The sequence below is a fragment of the Pseudomonas sp. D3-10 genome (assembly GCF_051132175.1).
GTDB lineage: Bacteria > Pseudomonadota > Gammaproteobacteria > Pseudomonadales > Pseudomonadaceae > Aquipseudomonas.
Window position 1 is genome coordinate 1,368,558 of the sequence record NZ_CP071668.1, and the last position, 14,177, is coordinate 1,382,734.

Annotated in this window: 12 protein-coding genes; 5 read left to right on the forward strand and 7 right to left on the reverse strand. The window is 61.5% G+C overall.

Annotation, left to right across the window (positions count from 1 at the left end; translation table 11 throughout):
* Positions 1–153: 153 nt before the first annotated feature.
* From colR to J3P90_RS06005, 5 genes are all read left to right on the forward strand, one after another.
* The gene (gene colR, locus J3P90_RS05985) at positions 154–837 is read left to right on the forward strand and encodes a two-component system response regulator ColR (protein ID WP_039591775.1); all 684 of its coding nucleotides are present in this window, start codon (positions 154–156) and stop codon (positions 835–837) included.
* The gene (locus J3P90_RS05990; RefSeq protein WP_420765205.1) at positions 827–2,104 is read left to right on the forward strand and encodes a sensor histidine kinase; all 1,278 of its coding nucleotides are present in this window, start codon (positions 827–829) and stop codon (positions 2,102–2,104) included. Before colR ends, J3P90_RS05990 begins: the two co-directional genes overlap by 11 nt.
* 112 nt (positions 2,105–2,216) lie before the next feature.
* Complete coding sequence (locus J3P90_RS05995) at positions 2,217–2,885, forward strand: class I SAM-dependent methyltransferase (protein ID WP_420765204.1); 669 nt, start codon at positions 2,217–2,219, stop codon at positions 2,883–2,885.
* A gap of 5 nt (positions 2,886–2,890) precedes the next feature.
* A complete protein-coding gene (locus J3P90_RS06000) occupies positions 2,891–3,598 on the forward strand; it encodes a lipopolysaccharide kinase InaA family protein (protein WP_420765203.1) in 708 nt (235 codons plus the stop codon).
* Between the two features lie 2 nt (positions 3,599–3,600).
* Entirely contained in the window at positions 3,601–3,828 is a 228-nt protein-coding gene (locus J3P90_RS06005; protein WP_420765202.1) for a hypothetical protein, read from the forward strand.
* A 78-nt stretch (positions 3,829–3,906) separates the two neighbouring features.
* Here the strand turns inward: J3P90_RS06005 and J3P90_RS06010 are convergent, their stop codons facing one another.
* From J3P90_RS06010 to J3P90_RS06040, 7 genes are all read right to left on the reverse strand, one after another.
* Positions 3,907–6,933, reverse strand: coding sequence for a multidrug efflux RND transporter permease subunit (locus J3P90_RS06010; RefSeq protein ID WP_420765201.1), 3,027 nt, complete (start codon positions 6,931–6,933; stop codon positions 3,907–3,909).
* Between the two features lie 13 nt (positions 6,934–6,946).
* The gene (locus J3P90_RS06015; protein ID WP_420765200.1) at positions 6,947–8,095 is read right to left on the reverse strand and encodes an efflux RND transporter periplasmic adaptor subunit; all 1,149 of its coding nucleotides are present in this window, start codon (positions 8,093–8,095) and stop codon (positions 6,947–6,949) included.
* 155 nt (positions 8,096–8,250) lie between these two features.
* On the reverse strand, positions 8,251–9,348 hold the full coding sequence (locus J3P90_RS06020) for a DUF1513 domain-containing protein (RefSeq protein ID WP_420765199.1): 1,098 nt from the start codon (positions 9,346–9,348) through the stop codon (positions 8,251–8,253).
* A 2-nt stretch (positions 9,349–9,350) separates the two neighbouring features.
* Positions 9,351–10,415 (reverse strand): imelysin family protein, encoded by a 1,065-nt coding sequence (locus J3P90_RS06025; RefSeq protein WP_434675976.1) that lies wholly within the window; start codon positions 10,413–10,415, stop codon positions 9,351–9,353.
* 27 nt (positions 10,416–10,442) lie between these two features.
* Positions 10,443–11,870 carry a di-heme oxidoredictase family protein gene (locus tag J3P90_RS06030; RefSeq protein ID WP_434560273.1) on the reverse strand — a complete coding sequence of 476 codons (1,428 nt, stop codon included), beginning with the start codon at positions 11,868–11,870 and terminating at the stop codon, positions 10,443–10,445.
* 241 nt (positions 11,871–12,111) lie between these two features.
* On the reverse strand, positions 12,112–13,464 hold the full coding sequence (locus J3P90_RS06035; protein WP_434560271.1) for a sensor histidine kinase: 1,353 nt from the start codon (positions 13,462–13,464) through the stop codon (positions 12,112–12,114).
* 68 nt (positions 13,465–13,532) lie between these two features.
* Complete coding sequence (locus J3P90_RS06040) at positions 13,533–13,970, reverse strand: Spy/CpxP family protein refolding chaperone (protein ID WP_434675977.1); 438 nt, start codon at positions 13,968–13,970, stop codon at positions 13,533–13,535.
* Positions 13,971–14,177: the final 207 nt, after the last annotated feature.

Below are 14,177 nucleotides of genomic sequence, written 5' to 3' on the forward strand. Positions count from 1 at the left end.
AGTCTCGTCCGCGTCGCGTTGGGCAGGCGTGAATGCGGGGTGAAAAACTCGTCAATGCCCCAACCCCAGCCGAGACAACCCTAGCCGCGGAACACGCTTGGCCTTAAGCTGCGCGGGCCACGACGATTGCCTACGTGTGCAGGAGAGATGCCCATGCGAATTCTATTGGTCGAAGACAACCGCGACATCCTGGCCAACCTGGCCGATTACCTGGGACTCAAGGGTTATACCGTCGATTGTGCCCAGGATGGTTTGTCGGGTTTGCACCTGGCCGCGACCGAGCACTACGACCTGATCGTGCTCGACATCATGCTGCCAGGCATCGATGGCTACACCTTGTGCAAGCGCCTGCGTGAAGACGCCCGGCGTGATACGCCGGTGATCATGCTCACCGCGCGGGACCAGCTGGACGACCGCCTGCAGGGATTCAAGTCCGGGGCTGACGATTACCTGGTCAAGCCTTTTGCGTTGTCGGAGCTGGCCGCGCGGATCGAAGCGGTGATGCGTCGGGCCCAGGGTGGCGGGCGTCGCGCGTTGCAGGTCGGCGACCTGAGCTACGACCTCGACACGTTGGAAGTGACCCGTGAGGGCCGGTTGCTCAAGCTCAACCCCGTTGGCCTCAAGTTGCTCGCGGTACTGATGCAGAAAAGCCCCCACGTGCTGCGCCGGGAAATCCTCGAAGAAGCCCTGTGGGGCGATGATTGCCCGGACAGCGACAGCCTGCGCAGCCACGTCCACCAACTGCGCCAGGTGATCGACAAACCGTTCGAGAAACCACTGCTGCACACGGTGCATGGCGTCGGTTACCGCTTGGCCGAGGGCCGGGATGGAGTTTAAGCAGAGCCTTGCCCAACGGATCATCATCGCGTTCGCCTTGATGAGCGCGTTGGTGGCGGGCGCATTTGCCCTGGGCATCGTGGCAACCGTTCACCTGGTGGAGGAAAAACTGATTTCCGCCGGCCTTGGCGGTGACCTGCAACGTCTGCTGCTGATGGACAGCGTCTCCGACTGGAGTCATCGGCCTGAACCCGATCAGTTGTTCTATTTCAGCGGCGGTCCGGGTGACTTCGAGTTGCCCAAGGACCTGCGTCACCTGGATCGGGGTTTTCATGAAGTGTTTCGTGAGCAACTGTCCTACCACGCGATGGTGGAAATCGTTGACGGTCGCCATTACGTATTGTTGCAAGACCAGAGCGATTTCGAGGAACGCGAACGGGTACTGTTCGCCGTGGTGTTGGTGGGCTTCGTGCTCAGCCTGGCGCTGGCGGTATTCCTCGGATGGGTGCTGGCACGTCGAGTGATGGCACCTGTGGTGCGTCTGGCTCGCCAAGTGCGGCATCGCGACCAGCTCCTTGGACTTGCCCCGCCGCTCGCGCCGGACTATGCCGCCGACGAAGTGGGCGAGCTGGCCGTGGCGTTCGACGCTACGTTGGGCCGATTGCGCCAAGCCTTGACCCGTGAACGTTTGTTCACCAGCGACGTCAGCCATGAATTGCGCACGCCGTTGATGGTCCTGGCCACGTCTTGCGAATTGCTGTTGGAAAACCCGGCGCTTGACCAGCGGGGGCGTACCCAGGTTGAACGCATCAACCGGGCCAGTGAGGAGATGCGTGAGTTGGTGCAGACCTTCCTCATGCTTGCCCGGGCCCAGCGCGAAGACAATGGAATCTCCCCTCGCTCGACCCTTGGACAGGTAGCGGACAACCTGCTCGGTGTCTGGCGCGCGCCGATCGAGTCCAAAGGTTTGACGTTGATCTTCGAGCCCGGGCAAACGGCCGATACGCTGTACAACGCCACATTCCTGACCGCCGTCATGGGCAACTTGCTGCGTAATGCCTTGCATTACACCGACCAGGGGTTTATCCGCGTCTCCCTGACGGTCACTGGGTTCATGGTCGAGGACAGCGGCGTGGGCATCCCCGAAGAGAAGCGCGAGGCGATGTTCGAGCCATTCGTGCGAGGTAATGAAAAGCGTGGCGAGGGCTTGGGGCTGGGCCTTTCGCTGGTACAGCGAATCTGCGAGGACCAGGGCTGGACAGTGAGCCTCAGTACGATGGAGCCCAACGGTTGCCGTTTCGAGGTGGAGCTGAATCCAAAGGGTTGAAGTGCGTCCCGGAAAAGCCTTGAAATGATTGGTTCAGATCCATGACGGTTTTTTCACGAGGCGATGACACATCTGTTCATAGGCTGGGCCCATCAACAACGGAGGGCCCCCCATGTCCAAAGCCATCAAGCTGGATTTTTCCGAAAAGTACGACGAGCAACACGCCAGGCAATATTTCCACAAACACCGCAGCGGGTTCAGCCGCCGCCTCTCCAATCGGCGCGACCAGCAACTGGCGCGCCGCGCCTTGGCCCTGGCCGGTGACCCTGGCCTGGTACTGGACCTTCCCTGTGGCGCCGGACGTTTCTGGCCCTTGTTGGCCGAGAAATCGAACCGGGTCATCATCGGCGCGGACAATTCCGCAGCCATGCTGCAAACAGCAATGAGCGTCCAACCCGCCGATGTCGTAAAACGGGTACAACCTTTGCACACTTCTGCGTTCGACATCGCCTTGCCTGATAACGCCGTTGACAGCATTTTCTGCATGCGTTTGTTGCACCACATCGGTGAACCCGCGCATCGCCTGGCAATCCTGCGTGAATTCGGGCGTGTCAGCCGCGACAGCGTCATCGTTTCATTGTGGGTCGATGGCAATTTCAAGGCTTGGAAACGCAAGCGTCTTGAGCGAACCCGTGGGCAGAAAGACTACCAGAACCGATTTGTGTTACCGGTTGCTACAGTGGAGGCCGAATTTCGACAAGCTGGCTTCCGCATCCAGGAACAACTGGATTTCCTACCGCTCTATGCCATGTGGCGAGTTTATGTATTACGCAAGGGGTAATGGGCATGGTTGTACAAGCAGTAGAAGCCCCGGCGGCTTCTCGCAGTTGCTTTGATCATTTTTGGAATCAAAGGGGTGACTGGGTAGAGGAACCCAACACGCGGCGGGGCGGTGAAAGCGGTGTGCAACGGATCAACGACGGCGACGGATTGCTCTATTCCAAGCGCCAGACCGGCCATATCTACCGCAGCTTGTTGCACCCCTTCGGCCGTCCGACTGTCTTGCGCGAAGAGCGAGCCTTGGTGGCCCTGACAGAACTCAATGTCACGGTGCCCCAGGTGGTTTTCTGCGGTGCGCAGAGGGACCCGGTACATAAATGGCGCGCGCTGTTGGTTACCCAAGCGTTGGACGGTTTCGAGGAAATCGAACAATGGTACGCCGCGGGTGGGCGCGAACGTCATGGCGAGGCGGTGCATGACCGTATCCTCCAGGCGTTGGCCGAAAACCTGGCTCGCATGCACAAAGGGCGCTGGCAGCATGGCTGTCTTTATATCAAGCACGTATTCGTGCGTGTAACAGGGGAGGGCGAGTCGGCCAAGGCTGAAATCGCACTGCTGGACCTGGAAAAATGCCGTCAACGCCTGACTGCCCGCAGCGCGGCCGCCCACGACATGAGGCAGCTGCGGCGCCATTCGTCGTTCCACGATGGCGACTGGAAAAAACTCGTCTACTTTTATACAACGGCGTTTGGCAGCGCTATCAAAGGTTTATAGCGATGAAAGTAGAAATTGCTAGAGGTTTGTTCTTGATCGGAGCCCTGGCAGTTACGTCAATGGCGGTGGCGGTATGGGAACAGCCGCGCTCGCAGATTCTCAGTGCCTCCACGGTGGGCGCCCATTGCCCTGTGCCTCGGATTGCCAAGGCCAGCGAGGCGATCCAACCGGACAACGATCTGCTGTTGTTCATGTTTGGCCTGTCTCAAGGCATGAAGCCGCAAAGTTGAGTTTCATGACTTAAAACAAAGGCCTCGCATTTGCGAGGCCTTTGTTTTTTTAGGTCAGCATTGTTCCGGCAGCCTGTGTTACCGCTTCTGCGGTTTTGCCAGCAAGGTGTAGACGCAAGGCAATACGAACAGTGTGAACAAGGTACCCACCGACATTCCCGTGGCGATCACTGTGCCGATGTCGAAGCGGCTCACCGCCCCGGCACCGGTGGCCAGGATCAACGGCACCATGCCGAATACCATCGCCGCAGTGGTCATCAACACTGGCCGCAGACGAATCGATGCGGCTTGTTCCACGGCCTCGCGCGGGCTCAGCCCTTGTTCCTTGCGTAGCTGGTTAGCGAACTCGACGATCAGGATGCCGTGCTTGCTGATAAGCCCGATCAACGTAACCAGGCCTACCTGGGTATAGATGTTCATGCTCGACCAGCCGAGGAACAGCGGGATCAATGCGCCGCAGATTGACAAGGGCACCGTCACCAGGATTACCAGCGGATCCCGGAAGCTCTCGAACTGCGCCGCCAGCACCAGGAAAATGATCGCCAGGGCCAGGGCGAAGGTTCCCCACAACGCGCTGCCTTCTTGTACGAATTGGCGTGAAGCCCCTGCGTAGTCGAAGGCGAACCCCACCGGTGCTTCCTCGCGAGCGATCTGGCGGACCGTCTCGATGGCCTCGCCCATGCTCACCGTGGGGAAACCCGAGATCGTCACGGCGTTGAGCTGCTGGAACTGGTTCAGTTGCCGCGGTCGTGCCTGGTCGCTGACCTTGATCAGCGTCGAGAGCGGGAGCGATTCACCCTGAGCATTCTTGACGTAGTAGTTGTTCAGCCAGTCCGGATTGTCCCGGAACGGTCGTTCGACCTGGGCTATTACCTTGTAGCTGCGTCCTTCCAAGGTAAAGCGGTTGATCTCCGACTCGCCCAGCAACGTCGCCAGGGTTCCGCCCAGGTCCTGCATGGAAACACCCATCTGGGCAGCCTTGGCCCGATCGATATCCACCACGACCTCGGGCTTGTCGAAAGCCAGGTCAATGTCCATGAAGGCGAACTTGCCGGACTCTAGCGCCCGTTTCTTGACTCGCTCGGCAATTTGCAGAAGCGTCGTGTAGTCCTTCGGCGAATTGATGACGAACTCGAAGGGCAACCCTTCGCCCGTGCCCGGCAGCGAGGGCAGGTTGAAGCCAAAGATCTGCAGGCCCGGGATGCTTTCCAGCTTGGCCTGGACCTCCGGCAGGATCTCCATCTGGGTGCGGTTGCGTTCGTTCCAGGGCTTGAGCAGGAACCCGCCGATGCCCGACTGCACGCCGTTATAGCCGTTGATCTGAAAGGAAGAATAGTACTCAGGGAATTCCTTGAAGATCGTGATGAAGTGATCGGTATAGGCGTTCAGGTAATCGAGGTTGGTCGTCTTTGGTGCATTGGCCATCATGAATATGATGCCCTGGTCTTCGTCTGGCGCCAGCTCGGACTTGGTGAACATGATCAATACCGGTATCAACAGCAGCACGATCACCGCAAACACCAGCACCACGGGCCTGGTTTCGAGCGTGGCATGAAGCATGCGCTGGTAACGGTTCTTCAGGCGTTCGAAGATTACGTCCAGCCGATGGGCCAGCCCCGAGGAATTCTGGTCATGGCGCAGCAGCATCGCGCACATCATCGGCGACAGGGTCAGGGCGACGATGCCGGATATCACCACCGCCCCGGCCAAGGTCAGGGCGAACTCCTTGAACAGCGCGCCCGTCAGGCCTTCGAGCAGGCCGATAGGCGCGTAAACCGCCGCCAGCGTGATGGTCATCGAAACCACCGGCATGGCGATTTCCCGGGCGCCTTCTATGGCAGCGTCGAACGGGGTCTTGCCTTCCTCCATATGTCGATGGATGTTCTCCACCACCACGATGGCATCATCCACCACCAGGCCGATCGCCAACACCATGGCCAGCAGTGTCAGCAGGTTCATGGAATAGCCCATCAACTGCATGAAGAACATGACCCCGATCATCGACAGGGGAATGGTCACCACCGGGATGAGCACCGAACGCAAGGCGCCGAGGAACAGGAACACCACGACAATGACGATCAGGACCGCCTCAAACAGGGTTTTTACCACCTCGTCGATGGAGGCCTGGATGAAGAGCGTGGCGTCGTAGGCGATCTCGGCCTTGAGGTTGGTCGGAAGCTGGGCTTCCATCTCCGGCATGATCTTGCGAACTTCCTTGATCACATCCAGCGGGTTGGCGCCGGGCGTGGCCTTGATGCCGATGTACACCGAGGGCGTGCCGCCAAAGGAACTGATGGTGTCGTAGTTTTCGGCGCCCATCTCCACCCGCGCCACGTCCTGTAGCAAGACGCGGCTGTCGCCGTCGGTCTTGAGGGGTATGCCTGCGAAGGCTTCGGCGGACTTGAGTTCGGTGTTGGCGTTGATGCTGGTGACGACGTATTCGCCTTTCACCTCGCCGGCGGCGGAGACGAAGTTGTGCTGGCGCACGGCGTTGGTCACGTCGGCGGCGGTCAGGCCAAAGCCCGCGAGCTTGACCGGGTCCAGCCACAAGCGCATGGCAAAGACCTGGTTGCCGAGGATCTCCGCTTCGGCCATGCCGGGCAGTGTCGCCAGCTTCGGCTGGATCACCCGCGACAGGTAGTCGGTAATCTGCGGGTTGTTCAGTTCCTTGCTGAAGAAACTGATGTACATCAGCGCCGAGGCATCGGCAGCCTCACGGCTGAGCACCGGGTCCTCGGCATCCTGGGGCAACTGGTTCTTGACTTCGTTGGCCTTGGCCAGCAGTTCGGTGAAGAGCCGGTCGCTGTTGGAGCCAATGCGGGCATAGACCGAGATCACCGAGAAATTCTGCCGACTGACCGAGGTCATGTAGTCGATGCCCTCGGCACTGGCCAGGCTCTGTTGCATCGGCTGGGTGATGTAGCCCTGGATGGTCTCGGCGTTGGCCCCGGGATAGGCGGTGGTCACCGTGATCAGCGCGTTTTCCATTTGTGGATACTGACGCAGGGGCAGTTTGCTCCAGGCCTGGAAGCCCAGCAGCACGATCAACAGGCTGACCACGGTGGCGAGCACCGGGCGGCGGATGAACGGATCGGTAAAAGCCATGGGGGTTCCTTGATCAGTCCGCGCGCGGCGAGCTGTTCTGTTCGGTCAGGGTCTTGTCGTCACTGATGGCGACGGGCGTACCGTTGTCCAGCTTGATCTGGCCGCCGATGACCACTTCCTCGCCACTTTGCAGGCCCTTGGTCACCAGGACTTGCCCGTCCCGGCGCTCTCCCGTTTCGACGAAGCGGCGCTCGGCAATCAGGACCGGCTGGCCCTTGTCATCTTTCTCGACATTGCCGTCGGCGGCTTTCTTCTGGGTCACTACGTACATGGAGTTGCCGTAGAGGGTGTAGGTCACGGCGCTTTCCGGTACGACGATCCCGGCAGCCACGTCCGGCAGGATCACCTGCAGGTCGGCGAACATGCCGGGCAGCAGCTTGCCGTCGGGGTTGGCGAGGGTCGCGCGCACCAGCACGTTGCGGGTGCTGTCCTCGACCTTGGGATTGATGGCGCTGATGGTGCCGACGAACGTCTGGCCTGGGTAGGCCGAGACATTGACATTGACGGGTTGGGCCACGGCGAGTCGAGGCACCGACTGTTCCGGGACATAGAAATCCACATACAGGCTGCTGAGGTCCTGCAGGGTGGCGATCACCGTGCCGCTGGCCAGGTAATCGCCGATGTCCACCTGGCGAATGCCGATGGTGCCGCTGAACGGCGCGACGATGTGTTTCTTTGCCAGCGAGGCCTTGAGCTGGTTGACCGTGGCCTGGTTTTTCTTCAACTGGGCTGAGAGCCGGTCGAACTCACCCTTGGAAATCGCCTGGCTGCCTACCAGTTGCCGGCCCCGGCCGAAATCCAGCTGCGACAGGCCAAGGTCCGCCTGGGCGGTTTCCAGCAGGGCGCTTTCGACTTCGGTGTCCAGTTGCAGGAGCGGTTGGCCGGCCTTGACCTTCTGCCCCGATTCGAACTGAAGCTTTTGTACCGTCCCGGCAATTTCCAGGCTCAGGTCAACGCCTTGCGAGGCCTTGAGGCTGCCGACGGTGGGCAGGCGAGACTGCCAGGGCTGCTCGGTGGCCTTGGCCACGGCAACGCTGACTGGTGGTTTCGGGGCAGAAAACATCTGGATCTGCTGGTAGATGGAGAAGGCCTTGTAGCCTGCCAGCAACAGCACCACCAGCAGGACAACACCCAACATGATCAGCATGCGGCGTCGCAGCATGTTCCACTTCCTTGGAAAAGAGCTGAGAGAAAATACAGATAGGCGGGCACATTACCCTGAGTGCGCGGGGTATTCCAGATGCTCTAGGGTCGGTGGGGTGTAGGATTGTTCCGAAAAATCAGGGCGCCTTGCACCGACGCCCTTCGCTCCCTCGCTCAGGCCAGGTGCAAATGGTTGTCCCAGAGCCCTGCCGGCAGGTCCAGCGGTTTTGCAACCAATTGTGATTGACGGCAATCGTAGTAGCGGCAGCGCCCTTGGCCCGACGTCACGACGAAGCCGTCGGCCACCGCGCCGACTCCGGCGCAATCCGGCAAAGGCGCGTCCAGGCGAACCTCGCCGCTATCCAGGTCCCAAATGAAAAAGCGGTTGCCCCGTGGAGCCGTCAGGGCCACCAGGCGCAGTTCGCTGTGCACGGCGACGCTGGCGGTGTAGTGCCCCATGGCTTGCAATTGGTATTCGGGCACCGGGAACGCCTTGAAGGGTTGGCCCGGGCGCTTGATCGCCAGCAGTTCCGACGGCTCGTGGGCCGCCCCCATGAATTGCTGGCCGGAGACGATGGTCCCGTCGCTGGCAATGCCCAAATGGCGCACGCTGTTCATTTGCTGAGGGAGGGTTTCCTTGCTCAACAACGTGCCGTCGCGCTGCATCAGCACCAGGCTGGGTTCCATGGCATCGAGATTCATCTCGACCCGGCTCTCGGCCTCGGTGCGGATGCCGCCGTTGGCCACCACCAGCGTCTCGCCGTCGGGCATCCACGACACCTGATGAGGACCGATGCCATGGGTTGGAATTTCGCCGCTGTGCACCAGCCGCTCGCCTTCGAAGCGGTACATGCCCAGCAGGCCGCGGCCCGGATCGCGAGTGTCGTTCTCCGTGGTGTACAACCATTCGCCACCCTTGTGGATCACCGCATGGCCGTAGAAATGCCGGTTCGGCCGCGAGGCGATGGTTTGTAGCAGCCTGCCGTCGCGCAGGTCGATCAGATAGCTTTCGGTGCCTGGACGGCGGGCAACGAAAAACGCGATCGGCAGCGTCGGGTGATTGATGATGTCATGGCAGCGCTGGCCGACCTGGGTGGCGAACACCCGGGTGCCGTCCAATCGATAGCCGACGGCGAAGTGATTGCCTTCACCATCGTCCCGTGCCGAAAGCAGCAGCGGACTCTTGTCCTTTTGCTTGAACAGCGTCCAGCCGCCCAGGGTAACCGCGCCCAGCAGCAAGCTGCCGAGCGCCAGAGCCTGACGTCGAAACATGATCAGTCACCGTCGTTGGCGTTGAAGCCCAGTTGAATGCCCAGCGCCTTGGCCAATTCGCCTTCATGCAGGCGGTGGACGACGTTGAGGCTGTCGTACAACTCGTTGAGTTGCTGGCGCCCGGCGTCGTCGCCGAGCATTTCGGTAAGCGAGCGTTGGCTGCTGGCAAAAAGCTTCAGCGACGCGTCGTAGGCAGCGTCGATTTTGTCGGCCAGCGGTTTCTGGTCGCTTGGCAGCAGGCCGCGCAGGCCTTTGTTGTCGACGCCGGCCCACACGGTCCTGGCGGCTTTCAGGCTGGCTTCCAGCCCTTGCAGCGAAGACTGGCTGCGCCAGGCGTCGGCCTGGAATGGTTGCGGCACGCCCTTGCTCTGGCGGCCCATCGGCGTACCGAGTTTTTTCTTCAGGGTGTCCAGCGCAGTGACCTGGACCCGTAGCAGATCGGCGATCGCTTCGTGGGAATCGGCGTAGCGTTGGTTGGGAAACTTGCTCATCTGGGCGAGCATGCCGTCGTTGCTGTTCCAGCCCGACAGGATTTCTTCGGCCAGTTGCTTCTGACGTTCGCCGATGGCGGTAAGCAGCGGGCAGTACTTGGCTTTCTGAGCGCTGTCGGCCATGTCGATTTTCGCGTCGAACAACAGGTATTCATAGGCCGAGAGCCCTTGCACGACCACGCTGGACTCGGCCAGGCCGGCGGCGTCGATCTGCGGCTGGCTGTTGACCAATTGCTCGACCTGGCGACCGACCAGGTTCTTCTTGTCGGGCCAGAATTGCACCTGCCAGGCGCGGTTGCCCTCGGCCAGCGGACCGATCAGCAGCGGTTGCAGCTCTGCCCAGGCTTTTTGCGCCTTGAGGAAATCGGCGCGCGCGGTTTCCAGGTTTTCCTTGCCTTGGCAGAACGCCAGGGCGCTGGTCGCCAACTGCCGGTCAGCTTCGACCCAGCGGCTGTAGGTCGGCAGGATCACCTGCTTGGCAATGGCGGCCGACGTGACCGCCTGCGGGTCCTGGGGCGAGCAAGCGCCGAGGGCGATGGCGGCGAGACTGGTGAATAACAGCTTGGGACGGAACATGTCGGGCTCCCGTTTCGGAAATCAAGTTTAAAGAGAATTCAGGAAAGCCAACAACGCAGCGCGCTGCTCGGCATTGAATGCTAGAACCTGTCGCTGCGCCGCCTGGGCTTCGCCGCCATGCCACAGCACGGCTTCGAGCAGGTTGCGGGCGCGACCATCATGCAGGAATTGGGTATGGCCGTTGACGGTCTCGGTCAGGCCGATGCCCCAGAGCGGCGGGGTCCGCCAGTCACGACCGCTGGCCTTGAACTCGCTGCGGTTGTCAGCCAGGCCTTCGCCCATGTCGTGCAGCAGCAGGTCGGTGTAGGGGCGGATGACCTGGTTCGCCAGCTCCGGTTCGGCAGCATTGGCGGACGTAGTGTATTTGGGGGTGTGGCAGGATTGGCAGCCCGCCTGGAAAAACAGATTCTTGCCCGCCAGCACCTGGGGCGAATCCACATCGCGGCGGGCCGGCACCGCGAGGTTGCGACTGTAGAACAACACCAGGCGCAGGATGTTATCGCTGACTTCCGGCTCGCCCTGTGGGCCGTTGCCGTTGGGCGCGCGTTTGCAATCGGCCTGGGCCTCGGTGCAATCGTCGAACGGCCGCAGACTGGTTGTCAGGCCCATGTCCCCGGAAAACGCATGAACGTTCTGTTGATTGAGGTTCGGCTGGCCGGCCTTCCAGCCGAACCTCCCCGGCACGGCCTTTTGCTGGACATCGTCCCAGACCATGTTCGGACGGCCGGCGATACCGTTTTTCGCCCGCGCCTGAGCCTGGGCATTCGCCAGGATGGCGTCTTCAGGGATGGCCTCGAGCAAACCCAGGCCGATCATGGGCGGGGCGACGCGGGCCGAAAAACGCGTGTCGGGGTGCATCGGGCCATAACCCAATCGAGTGATCTGCAAGGCCGGCTTGCGCAGCTCCACGACGGTGCCGTCGGCAAAACGCACCGGCACCGGGGTGTAGTCGACTCGTACCTTGCCCTCCGGCGCGACGCCAGGAACCGACATGTCTTGCAATTGCGCGCCATAGACCGGCTCCGGCACGACGCCGAGCTGCTCGATGACCTTGGCGTAGGGGGGCGCGTCAGGAATCGACAGGCGCACCAGCATCGATACCGCGCTGCTCGCATCGGGTGCCGGTGGATGGCCGCGTCCATCCTTGATATGGCAATTCTGGCAGGCGTTGGTATTGAATAGCGGTCCGAGGCCGTCGCGGGCGGTCGTGGTCGAGGGCGCAATCACCCACGGGCTGCGGAAGAAACTGTTACCGACGCTGAAATCCACGCGTCGCGAGGGGGGCAGGTTGGCCGAAGGCAGGGAGAACGCGTTCTGATCAGCCTTGCGCACCGTCGCGCCGCCGCCGGACTTGGCTTCGCCGGGTTCGGCCTGGGTGAAACGCGGGGCGTCATCGCAGGCACTCAGGCCCAGGGCCAGGAACAGAGCGCATAAGCGAAGAGGCAACGACAACATTGGAAATCCTGCGGGACGAGTGAAACGCGGGCGCAAAGTCTAACAGGGCGGGGCAGTTTGAATAAGAGGAATTATCGTTTGGTTTGATCGGGGTGCACTTGATTCCTGTGGCGAGGGAGCTTGCTCCCGCTGGGGTGCGAAGCAGCCCCAAAACCAGGCGCCGCGGTGCAACAGGTAAATCCAGCCAACCGGTTTGCGACTGCTGCGCAGCCGAGCGGGAGCAAGCTCCCTCGCCACGGGTTCACTGTTGTTCTGTAGGGGAGACCACCGCCCCTGGCACCAACGGCAATTCCAGCGTCGCAATGAATCCGCCCTCGGGATGGTTGGCCAGTCCCAGCGTGCCGCCATGGCGCTCGGCGGCGCGGCGGGCGATCGCCAGGCCCAGGCCGTGGCCAGCGGCGGTCTGGCCGGGGGCGCGGTAGAACGGTTCGCCCAACTGGCCCAGATGCTCCGCCTCCACGCCAGGCCCGTGATCGCGCACGCTGATAAGAATTCGTTCCCCCTGGCGCACCGCGCGCATTTCAACGGGCTGCCCGTTGGGACTGAAGCGCTGTGCATTGCGCAACAGGTTGTCCACGGCCCGCTCGATCATGGTCGGCCAGCCCTTGAGGGTCAGGCCCGGTTCCGTTTCCAACTGCACGATCTGCTCCGGTGAAGCCATCTGGGCGTCTTTTTGCAGGTTGATCAGCAGACCGTTGAGATCAACTTCTTCGGCGCTGGCGTTGTCGGCATCGACCCGCGCCAGAACCAGGATTTCACTGATCAGCGCTTCCAGGCGATCACATTCGCGGGTCAGGCGCGGCCAGAGTTTTTCGCGCTCTTCGGGGCTGGCCCGCTCCGCCAGCGCCAGGGCGATGCGCAGTCGGGCCAAGGGCGAGCGCAGTTCATGGGACACGTCGCGCAGCAATTGGCGCTGGCTGGCGATCAGGCTCTGCAGGCGCGCACCCATGCGGTTGAAATCGGTGGCCAACACGCCAAACTCGTCCCGTCGGTTGGCCAGCTTGGCGAGGCTGTTCTGCTGGTAGGTCGCTTGTCCCAGATCGTGCACCGCGCCGCGCAGCCGGCTCAACGGCCGGGTGATGGAAAGCGTCACCAGCAGGCTGAACAGGGTCAGCACCACCAGCGCAATCGCCAAGGCGCTGAGGGGCCAGAGCAGGCTGTCGCGATGCCAGGCGTCCAATTCGGGGTGGGGAATGCGATAGATGAACAGATAGGTGTCGCCGGTCTTGGCGCTGGTGAATTCGTCGGTCAGGCGCCGCCAGGGCAGGCGGCGTTCGTCGTTGTTCTGTCGCGCCTCGAAGGCAGCGGCCCGATGTGGGAACGTGCCGCGCACCACCGGGTCGCCGCTTTCGTTGAGCACCTGGACATCGACGTGATACTCGCGCTTGCGTTGTTTGAGGATGTCCTGGGCGGCATCTTCGCCCTGGCTTTCGTAAGTCTGCGTCCACTCTTCGGCCAGGGTGTTGAGGCCCGGATGGCGGCTGAGGATCCAGGCGTCCTGGTTCAACATATGGCCCAAGAGAATCGAAAGTCCCGCCACCAGAGCGATGGCCAACCAGAAGCTGGCCAGGACGCGCCAGAACAATGAACGCACGGAGTTATCCTCGAAAACAAAGAAAGCCCAACGGCGATGTGCCGTTGGGCTGATGGTGCTTCAGTGCATTATTGCGCTTTTTGCGGCTGTTGCGCTTTCCAGGCCTTGAATTCGGCCCATTCGGCCCGACGTTCGGCGCGTTTTTTCTGGATCGCATCAAACGCCTTTTGCTGCTCGGGTTTCAACAGACCGCGGATCTGCGCATCGACTTTCTGATGCCGAGCGTCCATTTCATCTTTCATGGCTTTCTGGTCGGCTGGCGAGAGCTTGGCCAGGTATTTGTCCACCAGTTCCCGTTGTTCGTGGCGTTGCTCGCCCATGATCTGGCGGATCTGCTGGCGTTGTTCACGGCTCAGGTCCAGTTGGCTGTACGGGCCTTTATCGTGCATCTGGCCGCCGTGGCGCGGGCCATCCATCGGGCCCATCGGGCCTGGACCTTCGGGCATGGCCATGGCGACGGTCGGCAGGGCAGCGGCGAACAGCAGGGCGGTAAAGGTCTTGCGCATGGTGTCTCTCCTTGTCTCATTCCCGGTCAGTTCCGGATGTGTGCAGATTACGGAGATCAAGGTCAGCGGCGGTCAGGGGTGGGTAAAGCTTGGGTAAAGACGTTTTTGTGCAGACCTGACAAATCTCGGAGTCTGAACACAATCCCCGTGGCGAGGGAGCTTGCTCCCGCTGGGCCGGTCCGACGCTTCGGGCGAAGCGGCTCCAAA

Coding starts and splice junctions, on each gene's coding strand:
- J3P90_RS06015 (WP_420765200.1), bottom strand. CDS start 8,095: ATGCTGCGACGCCGCATGCTGATCATGTTGGGTGTTGTCCTGCTGGTG.
- J3P90_RS06030 (WP_434560273.1), bottom strand. CDS start 11,870: ATGTTGTCGTTGCCTCTTCGCTTATGCGCTCTGTTCCTGGCCCTGGGC.
- J3P90_RS06005 (WP_420765202.1), top strand. CDS start 3,601: ATGAAAGTAGAAATTGCTAGAGGTTTGTTCTTGATCGGAGCCCTGGCA.
- colR (WP_039591775.1), top strand. CDS start 154: ATGCGAATTCTATTGGTCGAAGACAACCGCGACATCCTGGCCAACCTG.
- J3P90_RS05990 (WP_420765205.1), top strand. CDS start 827: ATGGAGTTTAAGCAGAGCCTTGCCCAACGGATCATCATCGCGTTCGCC.
- J3P90_RS06040 (WP_434675977.1), bottom strand. CDS start 13,970: ATGCGCAAGACCTTTACCGCCCTGCTGTTCGCCGCTGCCCTGCCGACC.
- J3P90_RS06010 (WP_420765201.1), bottom strand. CDS start 6,933: ATGGCTTTTACCGATCCGTTCATCCGCCGCCCGGTGCTCGCCACCGTG.
- J3P90_RS06025 (WP_434675976.1), bottom strand. CDS start 10,415: ATGTTCCGTCCCAAGCTGTTATTCACCAGTCTCGCCGCCATCGCCCTC.
- J3P90_RS06020 (WP_420765199.1), bottom strand. CDS start 9,348: ATGTTTCGACGTCAGGCTCTGGCGCTCGGCAGCTTGCTGCTGGGCGCG.
- J3P90_RS06000 (WP_420765203.1), top strand. CDS start 2,891: ATGGTTGTACAAGCAGTAGAAGCCCCGGCGGCTTCTCGCAGTTGCTTT.
- J3P90_RS05995 (WP_420765204.1), top strand. CDS start 2,217: ATGTCCAAAGCCATCAAGCTGGATTTTTCCGAAAAGTACGACGAGCAA.